General features: G+C 46.0%; 16 protein-coding genes and 1 pseudogene. 5 read left to right on the top strand and 12 right to left on the bottom strand.

The window, feature by feature from the left end:
* Positions 1 to 88: 88 nt before the first annotated feature.
* From NOM90_RS17485 to NOM90_RS17475, 3 genes are all read right to left on the bottom strand, one after another.
* On the bottom strand, positions 89 to 1036 hold the full coding sequence (locus NOM90_RS17485) for a tyrosine-type recombinase/integrase (protein ID WP_255943814.1): 948 nt from the start codon (positions 1034 to 1036) through the stop codon (positions 89 to 91).
* Positions 1037 to 1402: 366 nt separating this feature from the next.
* Positions 1403 to 3445: a Na+/H+ antiporter gene (locus NOM90_RS17480; RefSeq protein ID WP_255943812.1), complete on the bottom strand. Its 2043-nt coding sequence runs from the start codon at positions 3443 to 3445 to the stop codon at positions 1403 to 1405.
* 72 nt (positions 3446 to 3517) lie between these two features.
* Positions 3518 to 4876, bottom strand: coding sequence for an aminotransferase-like domain-containing protein (locus NOM90_RS17475; protein WP_255943810.1), 1359 nt, complete (start codon positions 4874 to 4876; stop codon positions 3518 to 3520).
* A gap of 132 nt (positions 4877 to 5008) precedes the next feature.
* Here NOM90_RS17475 and NOM90_RS17470 point away from each other — a divergent pair, with 132 nt between their 5' ends.
* Entirely contained in the window at positions 5009 to 5938 is a 930-nt protein-coding gene (locus tag NOM90_RS17470) for a DMT family transporter (protein WP_255943808.1), read from the top strand.
* A 24-nt stretch (positions 5939 to 5962) separates the two neighbouring features.
* Here NOM90_RS17470 and NOM90_RS17465 read toward each other — a convergent pair whose 3' ends face one another.
* Positions 5963 to 6928 carry a cation diffusion facilitator family transporter gene (locus NOM90_RS17465; RefSeq protein ID WP_255943807.1) on the bottom strand — a complete coding sequence of 322 codons (966 nt, stop codon included), beginning with the start codon at positions 6926 to 6928 and terminating at the stop codon, positions 5963 to 5965.
* 189 nt (positions 6929 to 7117) lie between these two features.
* Between NOM90_RS17465 and NOM90_RS17460 the strand changes: the two genes are divergently transcribed.
* Positions 7118 to 7789 carry a FadR/GntR family transcriptional regulator gene (locus NOM90_RS17460; RefSeq protein ID WP_255943805.1) on the top strand — a complete coding sequence of 224 codons (672 nt, stop codon included), beginning with the start codon at positions 7118 to 7120 and terminating at the stop codon, positions 7787 to 7789.
* Between the two features lie 42 nt (positions 7790 to 7831).
* On the top strand, positions 7832 to 9043 hold the full coding sequence (locus NOM90_RS17455; RefSeq protein ID WP_255943803.1) for a CynX/NimT family MFS transporter: 1212 nt from the start codon (positions 7832 to 7834) through the stop codon (positions 9041 to 9043).
* A gap of 67 nt (positions 9044 to 9110) precedes the next feature.
* Here NOM90_RS17455 and NOM90_RS17450 read toward each other — a convergent pair whose 3' ends face one another.
* Positions 9111 to 9743 (bottom strand): hypothetical protein, encoded by a 633-nt coding sequence (locus NOM90_RS17450; protein ID WP_255943801.1) that lies wholly within the window; start codon positions 9741 to 9743, stop codon positions 9111 to 9113.
* 3 nt (positions 9744 to 9746) lie between these two features.
* Positions 9747 to 11117 carry an AAA family ATPase gene (locus NOM90_RS17445; protein WP_255943800.1) on the bottom strand — a complete coding sequence of 457 codons (1371 nt, stop codon included), beginning with the start codon at positions 11115 to 11117 and terminating at the stop codon, positions 9747 to 9749.
* 248 nt (positions 11118 to 11365) lie between these two features.
* Between NOM90_RS17445 and NOM90_RS17440 the strand changes: the two genes are divergently transcribed.
* On the top strand, positions 11366 to 11797 hold the full coding sequence (locus NOM90_RS17440) for an RrF2 family transcriptional regulator (protein ID WP_255943799.1): 432 nt from the start codon (positions 11366 to 11368) through the stop codon (positions 11795 to 11797).
* An 83-nt stretch (positions 11798 to 11880) separates the two neighbouring features.
* Here the strand turns inward: NOM90_RS17440 and NOM90_RS17435 are convergent, their stop codons facing one another.
* The 3 genes and pseudogenes from NOM90_RS17435 to NOM90_RS17425 all read right to left on the bottom strand — a co-directional run bounded on the left by NOM90_RS17435 (position 11881) and on the right by NOM90_RS17425 (position 15386).
* Positions 11881 to 12714, bottom strand: coding sequence for a protein kinase domain-containing protein (locus NOM90_RS17435; protein WP_255943827.1), 834 nt, complete (start codon positions 12712 to 12714; stop codon positions 11881 to 11883).
* A 465-nt stretch (positions 12715 to 13179) separates the two neighbouring features.
* A pseudogene (locus NOM90_RS17430) lies at positions 13180 to 13548 on the bottom strand (GNAT family N-acetyltransferase); the annotation flags it as partial.
* 77 nt (positions 13549 to 13625) lie between these two features.
* Positions 13626 to 15386 (bottom strand): amidase family protein, encoded by a 1761-nt coding sequence (locus NOM90_RS17425; RefSeq protein WP_255943798.1) that lies wholly within the window; start codon positions 15384 to 15386, stop codon positions 13626 to 13628.
* A gap of 209 nt (positions 15387 to 15595) precedes the next feature.
* Here NOM90_RS17425 and NOM90_RS17420 point away from each other — a divergent pair, with 209 nt between their 5' ends.
* Complete coding sequence (locus tag NOM90_RS17420; RefSeq protein ID WP_255943797.1) at positions 15596 to 16198, top strand: TetR/AcrR family transcriptional regulator; 603 nt, start codon at positions 15596 to 15598, stop codon at positions 16196 to 16198.
* A gap of 111 nt (positions 16199 to 16309) precedes the next feature.
* Here NOM90_RS17420 and NOM90_RS17415 read toward each other — a convergent pair whose 3' ends face one another.
* The 3 genes from NOM90_RS17415 to NOM90_RS17405 all read right to left on the bottom strand — a co-directional run bounded on the left by NOM90_RS17415 (position 16310) and on the right by NOM90_RS17405 (position 19354).
* Positions 16310 to 17188 carry an NmrA family NAD(P)-binding protein gene (locus NOM90_RS17415; protein WP_255943796.1) on the bottom strand — a complete coding sequence of 293 codons (879 nt, stop codon included), beginning with the start codon at positions 17186 to 17188 and terminating at the stop codon, positions 16310 to 16312.
* A gap of 16 nt (positions 17189 to 17204) precedes the next feature.
* Positions 17205 to 17603: a nuclear transport factor 2 family protein gene (locus NOM90_RS17410; protein WP_255943795.1), complete on the bottom strand. Its 399-nt coding sequence runs from the start codon at positions 17601 to 17603 to the stop codon at positions 17205 to 17207.
* Between the two features lie 227 nt (positions 17604 to 17830).
* Complete coding sequence (locus tag NOM90_RS17405; protein ID WP_255943793.1) at positions 17831 to 19354, bottom strand: family 20 glycosylhydrolase; 1524 nt, start codon at positions 19352 to 19354, stop codon at positions 17831 to 17833.
* Between the last annotated feature and the right edge of the window lie 30 nt (positions 19355 to 19384).

Below are 19384 nucleotides of genomic sequence, written 5' to 3'. Positions count from 1 at the left end.
CTCCTTTTTTAGTTCAGAAAAATAATAGTCGGCTTCGATATACAACTAAAAACCTCCAAATAATTCATAGTTATTAGGAGGTTTTTTGCTATATATTCAGCTTATTTCGCGGGTTAAATTTCGACAGTACATTCTTCTTTCTTTTGATCGAAACTTCGGTATAAATCTCCGTTGTGCTTACGCTGGAGTGCCCTAGAATCTCTTGAACCGACCGCAAATCGGCTCCGTTATCAAGCAGGTGAGTCGCAAAAGTATGTCGTAAAGCGTGAGGTGTAGCGGTTGGCGTAATACGTGCAGTGTCTCGGTATTTCGAAAAAATATTTTCAATCGAATAAATCGTTAAGCGGTTCCCATATTTATTAATAAACAAAGCTTCGTCCTGCGGAATGAGTTTAGCGCGTATCTTCATCCAATTTCTTAAAGCGGTTACGACTTCTTTACTAGACAGATACAAGATCCGTTCTTTTCTCCCTTTGCCAAAGATAAGTAATGTGCGCTCTCCCACATTCAAATCGCTCAGATCAATGTTCACTAACTCTCCAATTCGAATTCCTGTAGAAAATAATAACTCGACAATCGCCAAGTTCCTCGTAGCGATCAACTTTCTATAATCCGACTTGAGCATGGTAACGTCGTGTTCAATACTTCCCAGTAGCCGTTGAATTTCATCAATCGGTAATGTTTTCGGAATTCTTTTTGCTTTTTTAAACTTTGCTCCGAGCGAAAAGTCCGACATGGCACCCATCAATTGTTGTTCTCGCAAAAATTTAAAAAAGGTCTTTACCGAAATATATTTTCGCTTGATTGTCGTATCTTTCATCGTTCTTGATTCAATCAATTCAATAAAATACAAATGCAAAATACGATGATCTACAGCCTGATGATGATTACGCTCGCACCATGAAACAATTAAATTCAAATCATATTGATACGCTTGCACGGTTGTATGTGATAAGTTCCGTTCTACAATCAGATTTTCTCGATAACGATATATGTAACTTCGAAATAAATTAAGTTCCAGTCCTTCTTCTGCCATCCGGTTTTGCCCACTTCCCTTTCCAATATACGCGCATCATTAGTATCTTAAAGGGTAAAATCTTTTTACTCAAACCCAATATCTCCCACCCATAAAAAAGAGATAACCTTCTGAAAAGAAGGTTATCTCTTAAACAGGTTTTTCTCTCCATCTCAAAAAAGTGTAACGTAACTAGAAGCGAGAAGGCGGAGAGAGAAATTTGTTGTAGGAACGATAGTGTTCGCCTTTGAAATTGGGAAAGCTCCACTAAAAATTTATAATCTTTTTCCCAATTTCAACACGCGACCTAAAGACTTTCGAAGAAAGACACATCGTAAGCATACGCTAACGAATTTCTCTCGGAGCCTTCTCGCTTCTTCCCTCACATCAGTGCCCGAAATTCTCTTCCTCCGGCACATCCGTCTCCAAATACCGAATAAACTGCCTCAGTCTACCCGCAAGTTCTCGAGAAATTTCGCCTTTCTCGAACAACCGTTGTACATGGTCGCGTTGTTCTTGAATCGCAGCAAGACGCTCTTGCATACGATGTTCACGTTCTTCGCGTTCTTCCTCTGTTTCTTCGTCCAGCATACCGAAGTTCACTTTCGCCAAACGTGCAATCATCTGATTGTAATTTTCAATCAGACGCTTCGATTCTTGGCGATTGTATTCATTGGTGCGCTTTTCAATCGCTTCGATCGCGGCTTGCGCCATACGCGTTTTTGCAGTTTGCATCGTACACAGCGCTTTTTTGTCGCCCAATTCGCCGCGACGTCCGCGAGCGAATAAAGCAGCGGCAAAACGTCCGATGTCCGCAGCCGACGTCGTAACGCGAGCTTCCAATCGACCCGGAATACTTTCCTCAATCCGGCTCAAATGCTCAAAGATCGGCGTTGCTTCTTCTTGACCAAGCTCTCCGTCTTGAACCAATCGGCTTAATTCGCGGCGCTGTGCGCGAATACCCGCGTACATCAGATCCGCTTCCCGGCGCGGCGCATCCGGGTCGGCTGCATACGAATTCGTTGCTTCTTCAACCCGCTGCAAATAGCGGGTAAAATCGCGCATATCCGATGCCGACAACGCGGAACGTCCTTCGTCCAATTCTTCTTGACCGATCCGCTGCGCGATCGCGCTCAAAATACGGCGTTTAAGCGGCTGCTCGGCTTTTGGCGCTTCTGCCACTTCTTTATCCGTAAGTAGCGGCAATACGATACTTGCGGTCAGCAGCGTAAACAAAATCACTCCAGCAGCTAAGAACAAAATCAGATTTCGTTCCGGGAACGCTGTTCCGCCTTCCAACACCAAAGGAATCGAGAACGCACCGGCGAGTGTGACCGCACCGCGTACACCGGATAATGCGGTCTGAACAGCGGCTTTGAATAAAGGCTTGCCGCTACGTCCGCTTTGGAGTTTGCGATTGGTGAAAAACCAATAAGCGTAAATCCATAAGAATCGAAGTACGATCAGCCCAACCGAAATCCAAGTTACATGCCATAGCGCACTCCAGCTGCTTACAGACGGATCTTCAAAGATCGTACCCATAACTTCGGGAAGCTGCAAGCCGAGCAAAACGAATACAAGCCCGTTGAGTACATATAAAAATACCGACCATGTACTGTTCGACACGACTTGCAATTTCACACGTGTGGATTCGGCGCGATCACGCTCAATCGCATGGACGACCCCACCGGAAACGACGGCAAGGATACCCGAAAGCCCTAAATGCTCGGCAACCAAATACAACACAAACGGCGTTACCAATTGAATTAACACATGCAGCGTTTCGTCTTCCATACCGAATCGACGCAAAAATACCCGAATTCGAATAATGACAAAAGAAAGCACGGCTCCGGTAAACAACCCGCCGATCGCAATCAGCAAAAAGCTAAACGAGGCTTGATAGATCGAAAATGCACCGGTTACCGCAGCCGCAATCGCAAATTTAAACGCGACCAGACCCGACGCATCGTTCATCAGCGCTTCCCCTTCAAGCAGACGCATAATGTCTTTGGGAAGCTTGATCCGTCCAGCTAACGAACCGACCGCGACTGCATCGGTCGGCGATAAGATCGCCGCCAAAGCAAATGCCGCAGCGAGCGGAATACTCGGAATCACCCAATGGATCAGGTAGCCGAAGACGAAGACCGTAACAAATACTAACCCGAGCGCCAACAGTAAGATCGGCGCTCGAAGATTCCATAACTCACCGCGCGGAATAATTCTTCCGTCGTTGAATAACAATGGCGCAATAAATAGAACAAGGAATAATTCAGGTTCGAGCGGTACATGAATATGCGGCGGCAATAACTCGGCGGTTACGCCCAGACCGATCTGAATCAATGGAACTGGAATGAACGGAAGAAAACGATTCACGACATTCGAGATTCCGATAATCGCAAGCATAACTAAAATACTGATAAACAGCTCCATCTCATATCCCCCTTTTTATTGAAATCGACGATGTAGAAAACGTGTAGAACATAGCCTTTCGTTTACATGCAATCAATGCCGCTGGACTCGGTATACGGCTTTCGCCAATTCTTCTGCGACAATCTCAACGCTATCGCCGATTTTCTCGTCAGGCACACCCGATACGTTAAGCTTTAATATCGCGTCGTTACGAAATCCTTTCAAGTAGTGAGGTTTCGTAGATTCCGTATAAATATAACGCTCGCTCATCCGTTGGATAGCCGAAGATAAAGCCGCCGGAACTTTGGGGATTAGGTGCGTATGAATTCCGCCTTCGTCAGGCAAAAATCCGGTGAACGCATCTGGATAAGCATCTTGAGCCTGCCGAATCGCTTCGCCCAGTAGCTTAGAACGCCGAGCATAGCGACTGCGGATTTTTTCTCGGTGCCGCGCAAACATCCCGCTTTTTAAATACAATTCCAAAGCCGCTTGCGACAGCATCGAACTATCGATGTCTTGCAGTTTTTTGTAACGTCCAAATGACTCTGCGAGTTCGCTTGGCAGTACCGCAACGCCTATTCGCAGACCGGGAAACAAAATCTTGGAATAGCTTTTCAAATAAATAACTCGCTCCGCACGGTCATACGCATAAAGCGGATCAGACTTGGCATCGCACTCCAGATCTGCCATATAGTCATCTTCGACGATATACACCCCGTACTTTTCTGCTAGCTGAGCAATCTGCTCTTTTTGCCGACGATCGTACGAACAACCTAGCGGATTATGAAATCTGGGAATCGTGTAGAAAAACTTGATATTCCCGCCTTGAAAAAGACGTTCGAGTTCGCCCAGATCAATGCCGTACGCATCGCGCCGAATCCCGACTACCGGAACATGATGCGTCTCCAGATAGTTGATAAATAACGGATAGCTTGGCTGCTCGATAACCACGGTATCTTTTCCGTCTGGAAACGGCAGGTCGGCAAGGATTGTGAGTGCCTGCTGAACCCCGGACGTAATAAAAATCCGCTCCTGATCCGCAAACACCTGGTAATCCGCAAGATGACGCTGCATTTCTTTGACTAGCGAAGGCAATCCTTTTGGCGTGCCGTAGATAAACAAGTCATTTCGATACGTATCAATCGCTTTGTTCAGACAATGCTGAAAATCCAGATACGGAAAAATCTCCGGGTCTGGCGCCGCTTGAACGAAATCGATGACTTGTGCTTTCTGTCTTTCTTTTTCTAAGCGACCCAATACATAATAACCGCTTTTCGCTGACGCATAAATCAGATGGGAACGCTCTAGCTCGGATAATGCGCGGATTACCGTACTTTTGCTGCACGTATACCGTTCGGACAAGGTGCGAATCGAAGGCATTTTATCTCCTTCTTGCATATTTCCGGCGATCTGACGTTCCAGCTCGTTCAGTAATTCCATATACTTGTACATCCGCGACCTCCTAACTGTAATCTGTACCGGTACAGATCGTGAATATGTCTATTGTAGCATGTCATTGAGGTATTTAGAATAAGGATCAACCCGTCGCGCGACATTAAATTTTAAATAGTCGGAGGTTTCAAGATGTCTCAAGGTTCGATCAAAAAAGCTTATATCGCAGCGGCTTCAAACGCGCTTATTATCGGTTTTTCGTTTTTGTTCGTTAAAATCGCGCTTCAAGTATCGAATCCGCTCGATATTTTGGCTTATCGCTTTTTGTTCGCTTTTGTAGCGGCTACTTTATTTGCTTTTCCGGGAAAAAAGGGCATCCGTCATATTCGCAGCGGAGCTTGGAAAATGTTGCCCGTGACTTCGCTGTATCCGATTGCTTTTTTCAGCTTTCAAACATTCGGTCTGCTGTATGCCACTTCAGCGGAAGCCGGGATGATTCAAGGCGCTGTGCCGGTCTTCACTCTGATTCTGGCGATATTTATACTCGGCGAACGTGCCAGTAAAATTCAGATGGCGTTTACCTTATTATCTGTAATCGGCGTTGCCTTTTTGTTCGCTGGACGCGAAGGGGCTGCTTTTACCGCAAGTATCGGAGGAATTTTGCTGATCGTCTGCTCTGCGTTTTCCCAAGCCGGCTACAATGTATTAGCACGTCGTCTTCGAAGTTCTTTTGCGCCAAAAGAATTAACGTATTTTATGAATCTGCTTGGCTTTATCGTCTTCGGTCTGCTGGCACTGATTCGTCATATAGCCAACGGAACGTTATCCGATCTGCTTTCTCCGCTGTCGTCGCCTTCATTCCTGATCGCGATGCTGTATCTCGGCGTCATGTCTTCGCTCGTCACTTCTTACTTGTCGAACTACGCGCTGTCCAAAATCGAAGCGTCTCGGATGAGCGTGTTCGGAAGTTTGTCTGCTGTTGTCGCTTTGGCAGCCGGCGCTTTTATTCTCGGCGAACAAGTCGGAACTTTCGCTTTACTCGGCGCTGTCGCGATTGTAGCTGGCGTTATCGGAACCGCTACGGCTGGACGCAAAAAAAGCTACGCACCTTCTCGTCAATGAGAGGTTGCGCAGCTTTTTTCACTTTTATTTCTCAATCTTCGTCAAGCCTGTTCCCGAACCGTCGATACTGATCGAAGCTTCCGTACTCGGAGTTTCCGGTGCGCCAGGATACCACGGATTCAAGTGAATCATCACTTCGCTCACATTCGGATGAGAAGAAAGAATCGCTTTTTTGATTTTGCGGATCACGTCGTGACCTTGTTGGATCGTCATTTGTCCGTCTACCCCGACCCGTAGATCGATAATAATGTATTGTCCATGCTCGCGCGCACGAATACGGTCGATCCGCTTTACGTCTCCGATACTGCGAACGATACGTTCAAGTGCGGCGAGTTCTTCGGTACCGATAGCTTTTTCCATCAAAATATCGATCGACTCCCGCGCCATATCCGCAGCAAGTTTTAAGACGAGAACGGCTACGATAATCCCTGCGATCGGATCGGCATACGCGAGGATCGGCATATCGATCCATTGACCCCAGAGACCAAGACCAATCCCGATCACCGCAGCACCCGACGCATACACATCCGCCAGATGATCTTGCGCGGTTGCAATTAGCCCTTTGCTGTTCGCGCGGCGACCGATACGAATCGTATAGATATACAGCACGAATTTCCAGATCAGCGATACGATAGCAGCAAGCAGCGCCACGACATGGGCTTCCGGCATCGGATGAAACAACGCGACTGCTGAATGATAACCGACATATAGCGCCGCAAGCAAAAGAATCGTCGCGACAACGCTTGCTCCAATGACTTCCGCTTTGCCGTGCCCGTAGGGATGATCTTCATCCGGTGGACGACTTGAGATTTGCATAGAACCCAGAGCGGCTGCCGATGCAATCACATCCCCCGCGTTATGCACACCGTCTGCGATCAGTACGGGGCTTTTGAACAGCAGTCCTACTATAATTTTGATGATCGTCAAGATCACATTGCTGATTAAGCTAATCCATGCCGCGAAAATAGATTGCTTTTTCTCCAGCTCCATAGGGTTCAACTCCAATAAGTCGGATTATGGTTTCCGTATCGTTTTTTCAAAAATTCGTCAAGACGTATCATTATATTTCATTTCATCTGATTTGTGAACTTCTTTTTCAATGCTATTTACAAGCTTACATAAAGATTTTATACTGAATCCAGCCAAAGAACCAATCATCCTACCTTTAAAGGAGCTTCTATGTTTGAAAAGTTAGAAAAACGTACGTTATCCAGTCGCATTTACACCCAGCTTGAAACTTTAATTACAAGCGGCGAATGGAAGATCGGCAGCCGAATTCCGCGTGAAGCGGATCTCATGGAGCAGCTTGGAGTGAGCCGAAATACGCTACGTGAAGCGATTCGCGGGCTTGTACAAGTCGGTTTATTAGAGACGCGTCAAGGCGACGGGACGTTCGTGACCGCAAGCAGTGAACTCAGCGCGATCTTGAATCGGCGGGTTAGCCGTTCTTCGGTTCTTGAATCGCTTGAACTTCAACATGCGCTAGATCGGGAAGCGGCTGCACTGGCTTGTATTCGGCGTTCCGACAAAGATTTGCAAGAGTTGGATCGGTATTCGGCGTTGTGCATTCAAGCTGTAGCCGCTGATGATTATGTCGCTTTCAGGGAAGCCGACTGGCAATTGCATCTCTGCGTCGCTGTGGCGACTCAAAATTCGCTGCTTAAAGATTTGTACGAAAGTCTTTTCGAAAAACTACAAATCTCGCTTCTGTTCAATCATTTTATTCCCGGTAGCCGTTACGACGTGGGACATCCGACCTTGATTGATGCGATTCGTAGCCGCGATGCTGATCGCGCCGTCCAAGCGGTTGACGATTATATCGCACATTATAAAGCACCGCACGAAACTTAACAGACCCTCTCACCGAGAGTTAGAATGGAGAATCTCGTCATCATGAACAAAACCCAAATTCCAAGTACGCAAGACGCGCCGAATCGCGTCTATTATTTGCTGCTAATCGGCATTTTGCTCGTTGCAGCCAATCTACGTACGCATATCACTTCGCTCAGCCCGATTATCGATCATATTCGCAGCGCGTTGTCGTTATCGAACACGACCGCCGGATTTTTAACCACGCTTCCTTTACTTGCTTTTGCCCTACTGTCGCCTTTTATCGCGAAATGGGCTCGTAAGTACGGAACCGAGCGTATGATCTTCGTATCGCTAGTGCTAATCGTGATTGGCAGTCTGTTCCGTCCGTTCGGCGGCATTATTTCGCTGATGGCAGGAACGTTCTTGATTGGCTTGGCCGTTGCCGTATTTAACGTCTTGTTGCCCAGTATTATCAAACGGGAATTCCCATTAAAAGTAGGCGTTATGACCGGGCTATACTCGATCATGATGGGGATTTTCGCTTCGGTCGCCGCAGCGATCAGCGTCCCTGTCGCAAGTACGGGAATCGGCTGGCGCGGAGCGCTGTTGATCTGGACGATCTTGTCTGCGATCGGTCTGGTCGCTTGGTTGCCGCAGCTTCGTCGCAATCGACGCGTCGTTAACAATGCTGCGCCGGATGTACCGAAACGCAGCATCTGGCGTTCGCCGCTCGCTTGGATGATTACGATCAATATGGGGATGCAATCTTCGATCTATTACATTATGGTTGCTTGGCTTCCGAATATGATGCACGCGCAAAACCTGGATCCGGTCGTTGCCGGATATATGCTGTCGCTATTCCAAATGCTGATGATTCCGATCAATTTTATCGCACCGATCATCGCAGCCAAATTGAAAGACCAACGTTCGCTGATTATCATGACGTCGGCTTGTTACATCGTCGGTATTTTCGGATTTTTGTTTGCAAACGGTTCGTTCCCGATCATCATCGCGTCCATCGTCTTCTTCAGTCTTTCGGGCGGATTCTCGTTTAGTCTGATCATGATGTTCTTCTCGCTTCGTACCCAAAATGCTTCCGAAGCCGCCGATATCTCCGGTATGGCTCAATCGGTTGGTTATTTGCTCGCAGGTTGCGGCCCTCTGCTGTTCGGCGCTCTGCACGATGCGACAGGCGGTTGGACGATTCCGTATTACGTGATGTTCGGCATTACAGCCGCTTATCTATTGACCGGATTGATCGCCGGCAAAGGCGGCAAGTTTGTACACGAGTGATTGGATTTTAAAAAAGGTAAAAAGCGCGCCGACGAAGGAAAGATTCGTTGGCGCGCTTTGTTTAATTTTATAGATCGAATTTTCCAATTCCAGTCTGACTGATTTCTTGCAATTGAATATGTTGGTGAGACAATCTCAAATTACTACCTTCGATAGGTGCTACTGTCGTTTGATTCCACTCACGAACTTCTCGATTGTTGAATCCGGTTAACGATTTCAAAGCAATGAGTCCTGTTACTCGTTGTTGTGCTTCCAAGATTTCTATTTCTTTTTGCAAGATTTTATCATAACTAAAAACAGTATGAAACCGAATTTCGCTTGGCTTCAATCCAATTGTTGTGCAAAAAGATAAAGCACGCAATGTCGCACCTTCAAACTGAGTTTTGACTTTAGACCACTTCGTAAAATCAATCGTTCTTTTTAATTCAAAAATATAAATAGATGCTGCATATGGAGAGGTGGCATCATATTCAATAATTACACCATCTGCACATCTTTTGGCGCGCTCTGTATAACGAAGCCACGGATCATGTTCTAAAAGAAGCTGGATTCTTTTTTTATAAGGATGTGTTTTGAAATTTAGAGTTAAATTCGCTTTTCCATCGTTCCCTTTTTCCTCAATTGTTACAACCTGACCAACCTCTTGAAAATATTGGGGATCAGCACGCCGAAGGTCAAACCCAAAATTGATCACCGTCATCACTCACTCCGTATAATTTTGAATCATATCCGTTTCGACGATTAGTTTTTTTAACGTATCGTTAAACGTATCAATTACAAACCCATTTCGTCCTAATTCTAATTTCTTGACTACTGTATGCTCGCCTTCAACTTCAAATTGATACGCATTGACCGTCGATAAATCAGCTAAAATATCAGTTTCTTCATATTCTAGTTTGCGCAGTAAACCTTGTTTATTTGGATGTTGCGAGATTGCAAGTAGATTATTGATTTGCTGTGCTAGATTATCACTATGCGTTGTAATCCATACAGATTTGCCCTTATTAATCATGCGGAATAAAAATCTTGCCATACGAAGCTGCATTTCAGAATGAAGATGTGACTCTACTTCTTCTATAATCCATAGATTCGGGTCGTTCTGTGCAGATAAGAAAATAGAGATAGGCGTTAATTCAGAAATTAATGAAGATGTGACGTGTAATGGATAAGTTTGTTGATCTTGAGTGGAACGAAAACGAAATTGCTGACTTTCGTCTTTCTCAATTTCACCACCTAATAGCTGATTATTAAGGAAAGCAATTTCTTCAGCATACTTTTCTCGATTTTTACTATTGAAATTATGTTTTTGAAGCTGTGCAATAAAACGCGTTACAGGCAACGTTAATTGAGTTCCCGATATGGAAGAATAATTTTCATTACTATAAAAAGAATGTGTTAACCTATCCTCAAATACATTACCGACGATTGCTCGATACGTTTGCATAAAGCCGCTACGTGAAGCTGGAAAATAGATTGGATCTCGATCATGATCCACAAACAACGAATTGCTATCAAAGGAATTATCAGTGAGAAAGATGCTTAAAATAAAATATAATAAATATTTAATCTCTTCACTAAGTGATTCGTCCTCTTCGATTGGAATACTGATTTTAAATTCGTTATTGTAGTAAATATGAACCAGCTTAAAACTTTTAATAAATTCATGGTCTTCTACCTTTAAAAATACTGAACTCGGCTTTTCAAACTGGATTTCCAATTCATCTATAGATATATCAAAATTAAAAATTTTTTTAACTAGCTCATCTTTATACTTCTTTAAAAATTCATTTAAAATTCCAAACAATTTATTTTGAATAGTATGATCAATTTCAATCAAACCATTTTTCATAAACTGAGGCTTAATATAACTAATCAAATCGTCGAATTGATGACTCTTACTTAATGTCCTACCCATTAACTCAGGCACTTCATTAATGATCCCCCATAACAACTGCATCATATAACTTTTCCCACTATTATTTTTCCCGACAAACATCATAAAAGGCGACACTGTAATCGTGGCTTCTCGGATACGTCCGAAATTCGTTACATGTAGATCCCAACTATTAGACATCTTTAGCCCACCTTTCGAATTTCCGTGATTCGACTGCTTCGATACACAAAAGCTTCGAACTCTCTAATACCTTCATCATAGCAACAAAGAACTCCGTAATACAAACCCAATTCTTTGAATGTTCACTTTCTTTAATATTGACGCCGCCCCTACAGCTTTGCGACAATGAAAGCAATCGATATATCCGCACACAGCGCTGAACACGCGATGATTGTATACCCTATTTCACAACTTAAGGATGGTTAGCGATGAATTATTCAAAAGGCACAAATTATGCGCTCCATACGATGCTGGATTTGGCGGCGCGCGAGCCGGGCGTCAAAGTCGGCGTGCAAGAACTCGCAGCGAAGCAACATGTGTCGCCTACGTATTTGTCCAAAATTCTGACAAAGCTCGCCAAAGCCGGATTGATCGATTCGTACTCGGGCGCGCAAGGCGGTTATTGTCTGCGTTTGGACAAAGACGAAATTTCGTTTCTCGATATTATTCAGGCGATCGAAGGGCATACCCCTCTATTCAAAGGTTGCGAAATGAATGGCCCCGGCTGCTTGGTCGAAGCCGTGATGCGAGAATCGGAACGTAAAATGGACGAGCATCTGCGTTCAACGACAATTGGGCAACTTGCTGATCAAATGGCGGCTCATCTTGCCAAGCATACGTCGATGTCGAGTGAGAAGTAACTGACTTCTCTATATGTTAAAAGAAAAAGATCCGGTTCCGCACCTCAAGCGGTACACCGGATCTTTTTCTTTTTCAAAAAAACTCAATCTTTGAATCTTGCCGCTTCCCAAACTTCGCAGAACTGCTCTACCGATTCCCAGCGCTCTGTACGCTCCGCTGATACTGCTTTTGCAGCAATCTCGTATAATTCGTCGCTGGCTTCCCAGCACTCGCGCGAACGGTCGCTTTCATTGCCGAGCAGGCAAAATGCCATCGCACCCAGTGCATAGACATTCGTACGCGAATCAATCTCTGCTCCAAGTTCATATTCTTCTGGCGACATAAATCGTGAAGATCCCCACATCCGTCCCATTTCATTGGTATAAGGTGCCGGGCAATAAAAATCGATATCGCAGATTGTCATCGTTTTGCGTTCGAAGTCATAGATTAGACTGCCGTCATACAGATCGATCGCTACGTAACCACTGGCTTCGACATGAACATGGAAATCCAGAATTTGCTGCATCGCATCTAGTCGCTCTTGGATCGGGAGTCTACGGAACTTGGAGATTCCCGAATCTGGATCGTCGTTACGTAACAGCAATTCGCCGTCTGTCCATTCGAAGATTAGCGCGTACCCTTCCTCCGTATCAAAATGATCGAGTAATCGAACCAAATTGGGATGCTGCAACGCTTCAAAACTTCGCGCTGCGTCCCGCAATCTGCGAACCGCATCAAACGGATAACCTTCGTAACGAACGGTAGAAGCTCCCGCATATTTAATGAACACTTGCTGGTCTTCGATCTTCAAACCGAAAGCAATATTGCCCGAATCTTGCTGATCCCAGATTTTGAACACAATCCCGAACGGAGCAAGCCAATTAAAATCATGCGGACGTCGCAGCCAAAACGAAATGCCGTCGACACGCTGCTGCACTTCGGACGGGAAAGCCCCGTATCCCTCTGGTCGCTCCACTCCGACTACAGTTCCAATCAGCGATACAGGTTCCAGTTCGGGCGTATTCGGCTGGGTCAAAATGGGAGCAAAAGGCGTTCCGGCGTCTCCGAGTTCGACCGTTACTTGCGTAATGTCCAAATCTTCTAGCTCATGTTCCTCTGAATCTTCGGTTGGATGTTGATCGACTTGGAAATCACCGATCACATGAAGCAGCGATTCTACGGTATCCTCTACGCTATAGGTAGGCTCGGTTCCGGCATGTTCAATCGATTGCTCCGTTTCGACTTGTTTTTGCAGCGGTATTTCTTGTGGCTGGTTCAGCTTCATCACTTGCTCATGAACGATCCATTCGCTGCGAAGCAGCGCGTATAGGCATTGATCTTTCCATTCGCCATCTACCGTCGGTAGACTTTGACGGAAAAACCCTTCCATTCGCATCCCTATTTTTTCAAATAACGCACGCAAAGCCAGACTTTCTGGCGGGCAAGTGACGGTAATCCGATGTAGACTCCATTCATCGAAACCATGACGAAGCAACGCTTGTACCGCTTCATTGCCGTATCCGCGTCTACGATAATCGGAAGAAATCCCAAGCCCTAATTCAGCGGTCAACGGCTGTACACCCGGTCGGTAAAACACATGACCGATCAATTCGTCATCGTCCATCAACGCATACAGATTCGGATCGGCTGCCAAATCCCGCAAACGCCGCTCGGTATAAGCGCCTTCCGGAAAAGCGTCTGCGATCCCGTCGTCTTGCAAATAATGCAATAACCGCATCCATTCCTGCTGCTTAAAACGACGGATTTGCATCCGAGGCGTATTCATAAGCACTTCCGGCGTGAACTCGTCATCGATGATTTCTTTGTCTTTTTCCATCTTTTCCCCTCCTATGCCAAGCCGCTTTGCGGTATTTTTCTCCTCTGCGTCGCTTTTTCAAATCGGTAGGCGATCTCGATTAATAACGGATCAGACATTGCCGTACCGGAAAGGAGCAAGCCTACCGGACGTCCCGACGACGTATAACCGGCAGGTACGGATACCAATGGATAACCTGCGCGCGCCGCGAGATCCGAACCTGCTGAATCGACAAAAGCCAGCGCATGTATATCGTACTTTTGCAACGCAAGATCGATCCCTTCTGCACCTGCTCGGCGAACCCCGCTTTCTTTGCTGCCGCGATATTCGTCGTCTTCCAGACTGCCACCGCTTTGCTCGGCTTCTTCTAATAACGATTGCCCATATTTCAAACAAGCCGAGCGATTGTTTTCGTTAAAAGCAATCAATTCTTTTAAATTCGCGGGACTGGTTTCTGGATCTTGCGCCGCAAAAAAGGTATCAATCGCCGTTTTGAATTCGCGCCGCAATACAGTTCCGTCCCATTCGTCGTTGTAGGACGGTAGATCCACATTTTCGACCACTTGGATGCCCGCTTCTTGAAGCCCGGCAATCGCTTGCTGGAACACCGCTTGAGTTTCTTCATCCATCTCAGCCACCGCTTGCCGGACAATTCCGACTTTTAAGCGCATCGGCAGATCGTCTTCGCCGCGACCCGGCAAAAAGGAAATCGGACGCTGAGGAAGCAATGTGCAAGCATCAGCTTCATCGCCAAACGCCATCGCTTCCAAGATCAGCGCAGCATCCAGTACCGTACGCGCGATCGGTCCAAGCGTATCTTGCGTCAGCGACAACGGAATAACGCCGCTTCGACTAATCAATCCTACCGTTGGTTTGATACCGACTACCGACTGATAAGCAGACGGATCGACAATCGAACCCGAAGTTTCCGATCCCAATGCGCCTAAAGCGAAGTTTGCCGAGACCGCAGCGGCACTGCCGCTACTCGATCCGCCTACCGGATAATCGTCGTACGGATTGCGGGTCTGACCGCCGCGCGAACTATAACCCGACGGCATACGATCCGACATATAGTTTGCCCATTCCGTCATATTTACTTTGCCAAGCAAAATGGCTCCGGCTTCTCTCAGCTTTGCAGCGGCGAAAGAATCTTGCTTCGCGCGGCGTCCTTTCAATGCCAACGAACCCGCTGAAGTCGTCATCCGATCTGCGGTATCGATATTATCTTTGAGCAAAATCGGCACCCCGTACAGCGGAAGCGAACCAAGTTCATCGAAATTATCGTCGAGCTGCTTGGCTAACGCGACCGCATCCGGGTTGATTTCGAGTACGGCATGGATTTTTTTGTCCAGACGTTGAATACGGTGAATATAAGCTTCGGTCAATTGCATACAAGTCCAGCGACCGCTTTGCAATCGTTCTTTGAAACGTTCAATCGTAAGCTCTAACAAGTCTTCGTCTTGAATCTCTTCACGATCATGCGCTTTGTTGTGACTAAGCGCATTCCGGTTCGCGTTTTCCGAAGCGGTAGGCACATCTTCATCCAGTTCTTTTTGAATCGGTACCTTTAATTCCAAAGGCTTGGAAAGAGTCTTCGGTTTTTCGGTTTGAAGGTCACTCCACCCTGACGAAGCTTCCAAGATCGATGCCAAATCTTGCTTATTGGGACGATCCTTTTTAGGCGGCGGCGCGACCACTTCATTTTCGACCGGAATTCCTCTAGGATCGGGACGGTTAGGACGTTCAGCTGCTTCGGCTTTTTCGGAAGCCAATGATTTCGACGGTTCCTGCATAGATGATGCGACCTCCTTCTATATGAGTCTGTACCCCTATATGACTGCCGCGATCCACTATTTTCTGACGGAATTCAGTTAATCGATTTTTCCTTATTTAAAATGTACCACGAAGCACCCGAAAATAGTTTGATAAAAAGGTTGTTTCTCGCGTATTGAAGCTCTTTCCACATTCGCCTATGATAAAAAGCAGAAGGAGGCGCTGCATCATGGCAAGAACCAAAGCATTCGATCCGAACGAAGTCCTGCTCAAAGCGCTTGGCGTATTCGGCAATTTGGGCTACGAAGGAACTTCGCTCCCGGATCTACTGAAAGGACTCGGCATCGCCCGTCAAAGTATGTATGATACTTACGGCACCAAACGTAACCTGTTTTTGGCAGCCGTCAAACACTATATGGACAGCAAGCTTCACGATCTGCTCGAACTCACTCGGCAGCCGGGAAGTGCAGAAGAACGCATCACGCTGATTTTTGAACGCATTATCGATATATTGGATGATCCGGCTCTACGGCAAGATTGCTTCATTATCAGCAGTGCAATCGAGCAAGCGCCTCGCGACCCGGAACTCGCTGCTTATTTGTTGGCGAACGACCGCGAGGTCGAGCTTGGATTTGAAAAGCTGCTCTACCGCGGTCAAGAGAATGGCGAATGGAATAAAGATTTAAATATCTCGGAACTTGCCTGCTTTTTGACACATGAGCGTAATGCGCTTGTCCTCACCGCCAAACTCGGAGCAGATCGCGCCAAATTAGAACGTATTGTTCGTACTTCTTTATCCGTGCTTCGCTTGGCAAAAAGCAAAATGGAATAGCCGTTACGATACGCTTATTCTTATTTTTACCGCTTGTGTATTCGAAAAAAAGCCGAAACTGGACATCGAAATTTCGATGCTCGGTTTCGGCTTTTGTTGAGAAAGCTTCTTTTATACGAAAAGCGGCAATTCATCGCGAACAAATTGTTCAAAAGATCGAGGTTCTTTTCCTGTTACGCGAAGAACGGTATCTGTGACTTGATCTTCGATGCCTTCTGTCCGAATACGCGTATCCAAATTTGCCAAAAAAGACGCGTACGCTTGCGGTAAACCGACTTCGACCATACTCTCTTTTAATTCTTTTTCCGTAATCGATACAAAAGCAACTTCACGCCCGCTCACCCCTCCGATGATCTCCGCCGCTTCTTGATAGCTCAGCGAATGGGGCCCTGTAATAATTAATTCTTCATTAAAAGGTTCAAGGCGAACAAGCGCTTGAAATCCGACTTCCGCAATATTTTCCGCATCGACAAAGCCGACTTTTCCAGCACCTGTCGCGGTCAAGATTTGTCTTGAAGCTTGAATCGTCGCAGCGTGTACCGCTTCGCTAAAGTTTTGCATAAAGTACGAAGGTCGAAGTACCGCCCATTCCGGTGCATGTTGCTGCAAATAACGATGAACGGGTCCAAACACCGGATCATTTGCCGACACCGAAGCGCTAGATAACAACACAAAACGGCGTACCGACATATGGATGGCTTGTCGGATAAACGGAATCATGAGCTTTTCGGGATGCAAATCCGGCGGTGCAACCAAATACACAGCGTGGATACCGCTCAGAGCTGGCTCATAAGTGGATGGATCATACCAATCGAACATGACGTGTTCGGCATGTTCGATTGGATTTTCCGGAGCACGGCGCCCCGCGGTTCGAATAAGATACCCTTCTTTAGCAGCGAGCTGTGCAATTCGTGAAGACGTTTTGCCTTGACCGCCTGTTAACAGAATACGTTCTGCCGTGAAGTTCGAAGTTGAAGAAATTTCAGACATGATAAGCCCTCCTTTTTTATCCGAGACTAAGCGGGTTCCAATAATCTTGATAACGAATAATTTTGCCTTCTTGAAGCTCAATGACCGAAATATATTGTTGATCGTAAGGTTGACCCGAATCGTTCATCACGCCATGACCGCAAAACTCTGCGGTAAATACCGAAGCATCGACCGAACGATGAATAACCGGTTCAGAAAACGAATGTATTTTGAAAACACCTTGTAGGCTCAACAGATGAGCACGCAACTCACTTTTACTGGTTAGCTTTTTAACATACGGCTCCGGTGCATAAGGAAATTCGAAGCTTACGTTCTCATCGAATAAATCCAAAAATGCTTCAAGGTCTTGATTTAGAAAACTTTCTCGAAATACGACCATAATCTTTTCGGCTGTTTCGCGGGTAACAGGAATCATCGTAACGCCTCACTTTCGACTATAGAATGTAAAAAATCAGTCGCGAATTTGGATGGGCTGTCGATCTATAAACAGACTATAACCTATTTCGGACTATTCAGTCAAATATATTTTGATCATTTAGTCCGAAATAAAAAAACAAGATCGAACAGCATAAAAAATCCCGACCGCGAACCTTTGTCCACGATCAGGATTTTTTAGCATATCGATCATAATGATGCTTTTGCTTATTCAGGTTTTAAATTCACAATTTGGCATACCTGCTTGAATTCTTCGTAATTAGCATAACGTTTTTCACCTGTCCAAGCTTTTTCTGCCATGGCACGAAGCGGTTCGCGAATTCCCGAAGCGACGGCTTCTGCCGTCTGCATGGTCGGCTTATCCGACCAGACCGAGAACGAACATCCGAGCAGCGATGTCGGGTACGGAAGTGCCCACTCTTGCGATTCGCCTTCGGCGATTCTAGGCAACACGCCCGGCGTCCATCCTTCATACACTTTTTCGCCCGTAGGATAAGTGTACCCTGCATGTTCGCCCAATACGTAATAGAAATACGCATCGTTAAAGTTAATCAGTTGATGTCCTTGATCGACGAATGTTTGCGCCAATGCCATTTTCCGATCCCATTTTGTCCAATACGTGATCTGGATCGACGTTTTCAGCGCTACTCTTTGCTCTAGCCCTTCGCGGTATAGCCCATCATTCCAGACTCTAACCGTGAAATCTTTGTTTTCCAAATGAGTCGCGATTGTATTGAGATAATGAATATAGGCATCGACGCCTGTTCCTTCGGAAATACCAAGTTGCTGCTGAGCATATAGGGCAAGCTTGGGATATTCGTCGAATTTGCTAAAATCGATAAATTCATCGCCCCCGATATGAAAATACGGGCTGTCTGCGAATAATTCTGCATATTCATCGATTAGATCCATCACGAAAGCAACCGCTTTTGGATTCGTAATATCCAGCGCTCCTTTGGCAGCTACGCCTTCTTGATCCGTAAGTAACCACTCTCGGCGGTTGCGCAATGCCCAATCCAAATGTCCGGGCGAATCGAGTGACGGAATCAACGTAATGCGATGTTTGCGTGCTTCTTCCATGATTTCGCGGATCTCGATTTTCGTTAAATAACGTTCCGACATGAGATCTGGAAAACGTTCACTTTCGAACGTAAACCCTTCATGTTCGGAGAAGTGTAACTGTAACGTATTGAGCTTGAGTTCGGACATTTCGTGAACGCGTTCGATGATCCATTCTTTCGAATAAAATTTACGTCCGATATCCAGATGCAGCGAACGCTCACCCAGTACAGGTTCATCTTCGATCGCTCCGTATTCAAGCTTCCCTTCACTTGATGAAAGAAGCTGGAGCAAACTACGCAATCCGTATAATATAGCTCGCGAAGTCATTGCAATCAAGCGAATATGCTCTCCGATTTCGATCCGATAAGCTTCCGCATTTGTGGTATTTGGCACTTCGCCAAGTTCAATCAGAATATCGCCCGCTGCCGCTTCATGCGGCAATCCGTTACGTGAAGGCACGGCAAATACGCCAAGTTCCGCAAAGGTTTCTCGCATTAATTCGGTGATTTCAAGCACACTCAGCAATTCTTCTTCATCTAGCATGGCTTGTTCTTGTCGATAGACAAGTAGCGAAGATTGAACATGCGGCTGCCAAACTCCCGATTCGGTTTTCAAATACCGCCTGAGCCCGGGTACGGTCACACTCTGATACTTCTGTGGATTCTCCACGTTTCACCTCTTATCCAAAGTCTTTCTCCG

Origin of the sequence: Saccharibacillus sp. JS10 (genome assembly GCF_024436065.1) — a bacterium.
Lineage (GTDB): Bacteria > Bacillota > Bacilli > Paenibacillales > Paenibacillaceae > Saccharibacillus.
This window is presented reverse-complemented; position numbering and strand designations above follow the sequence as displayed.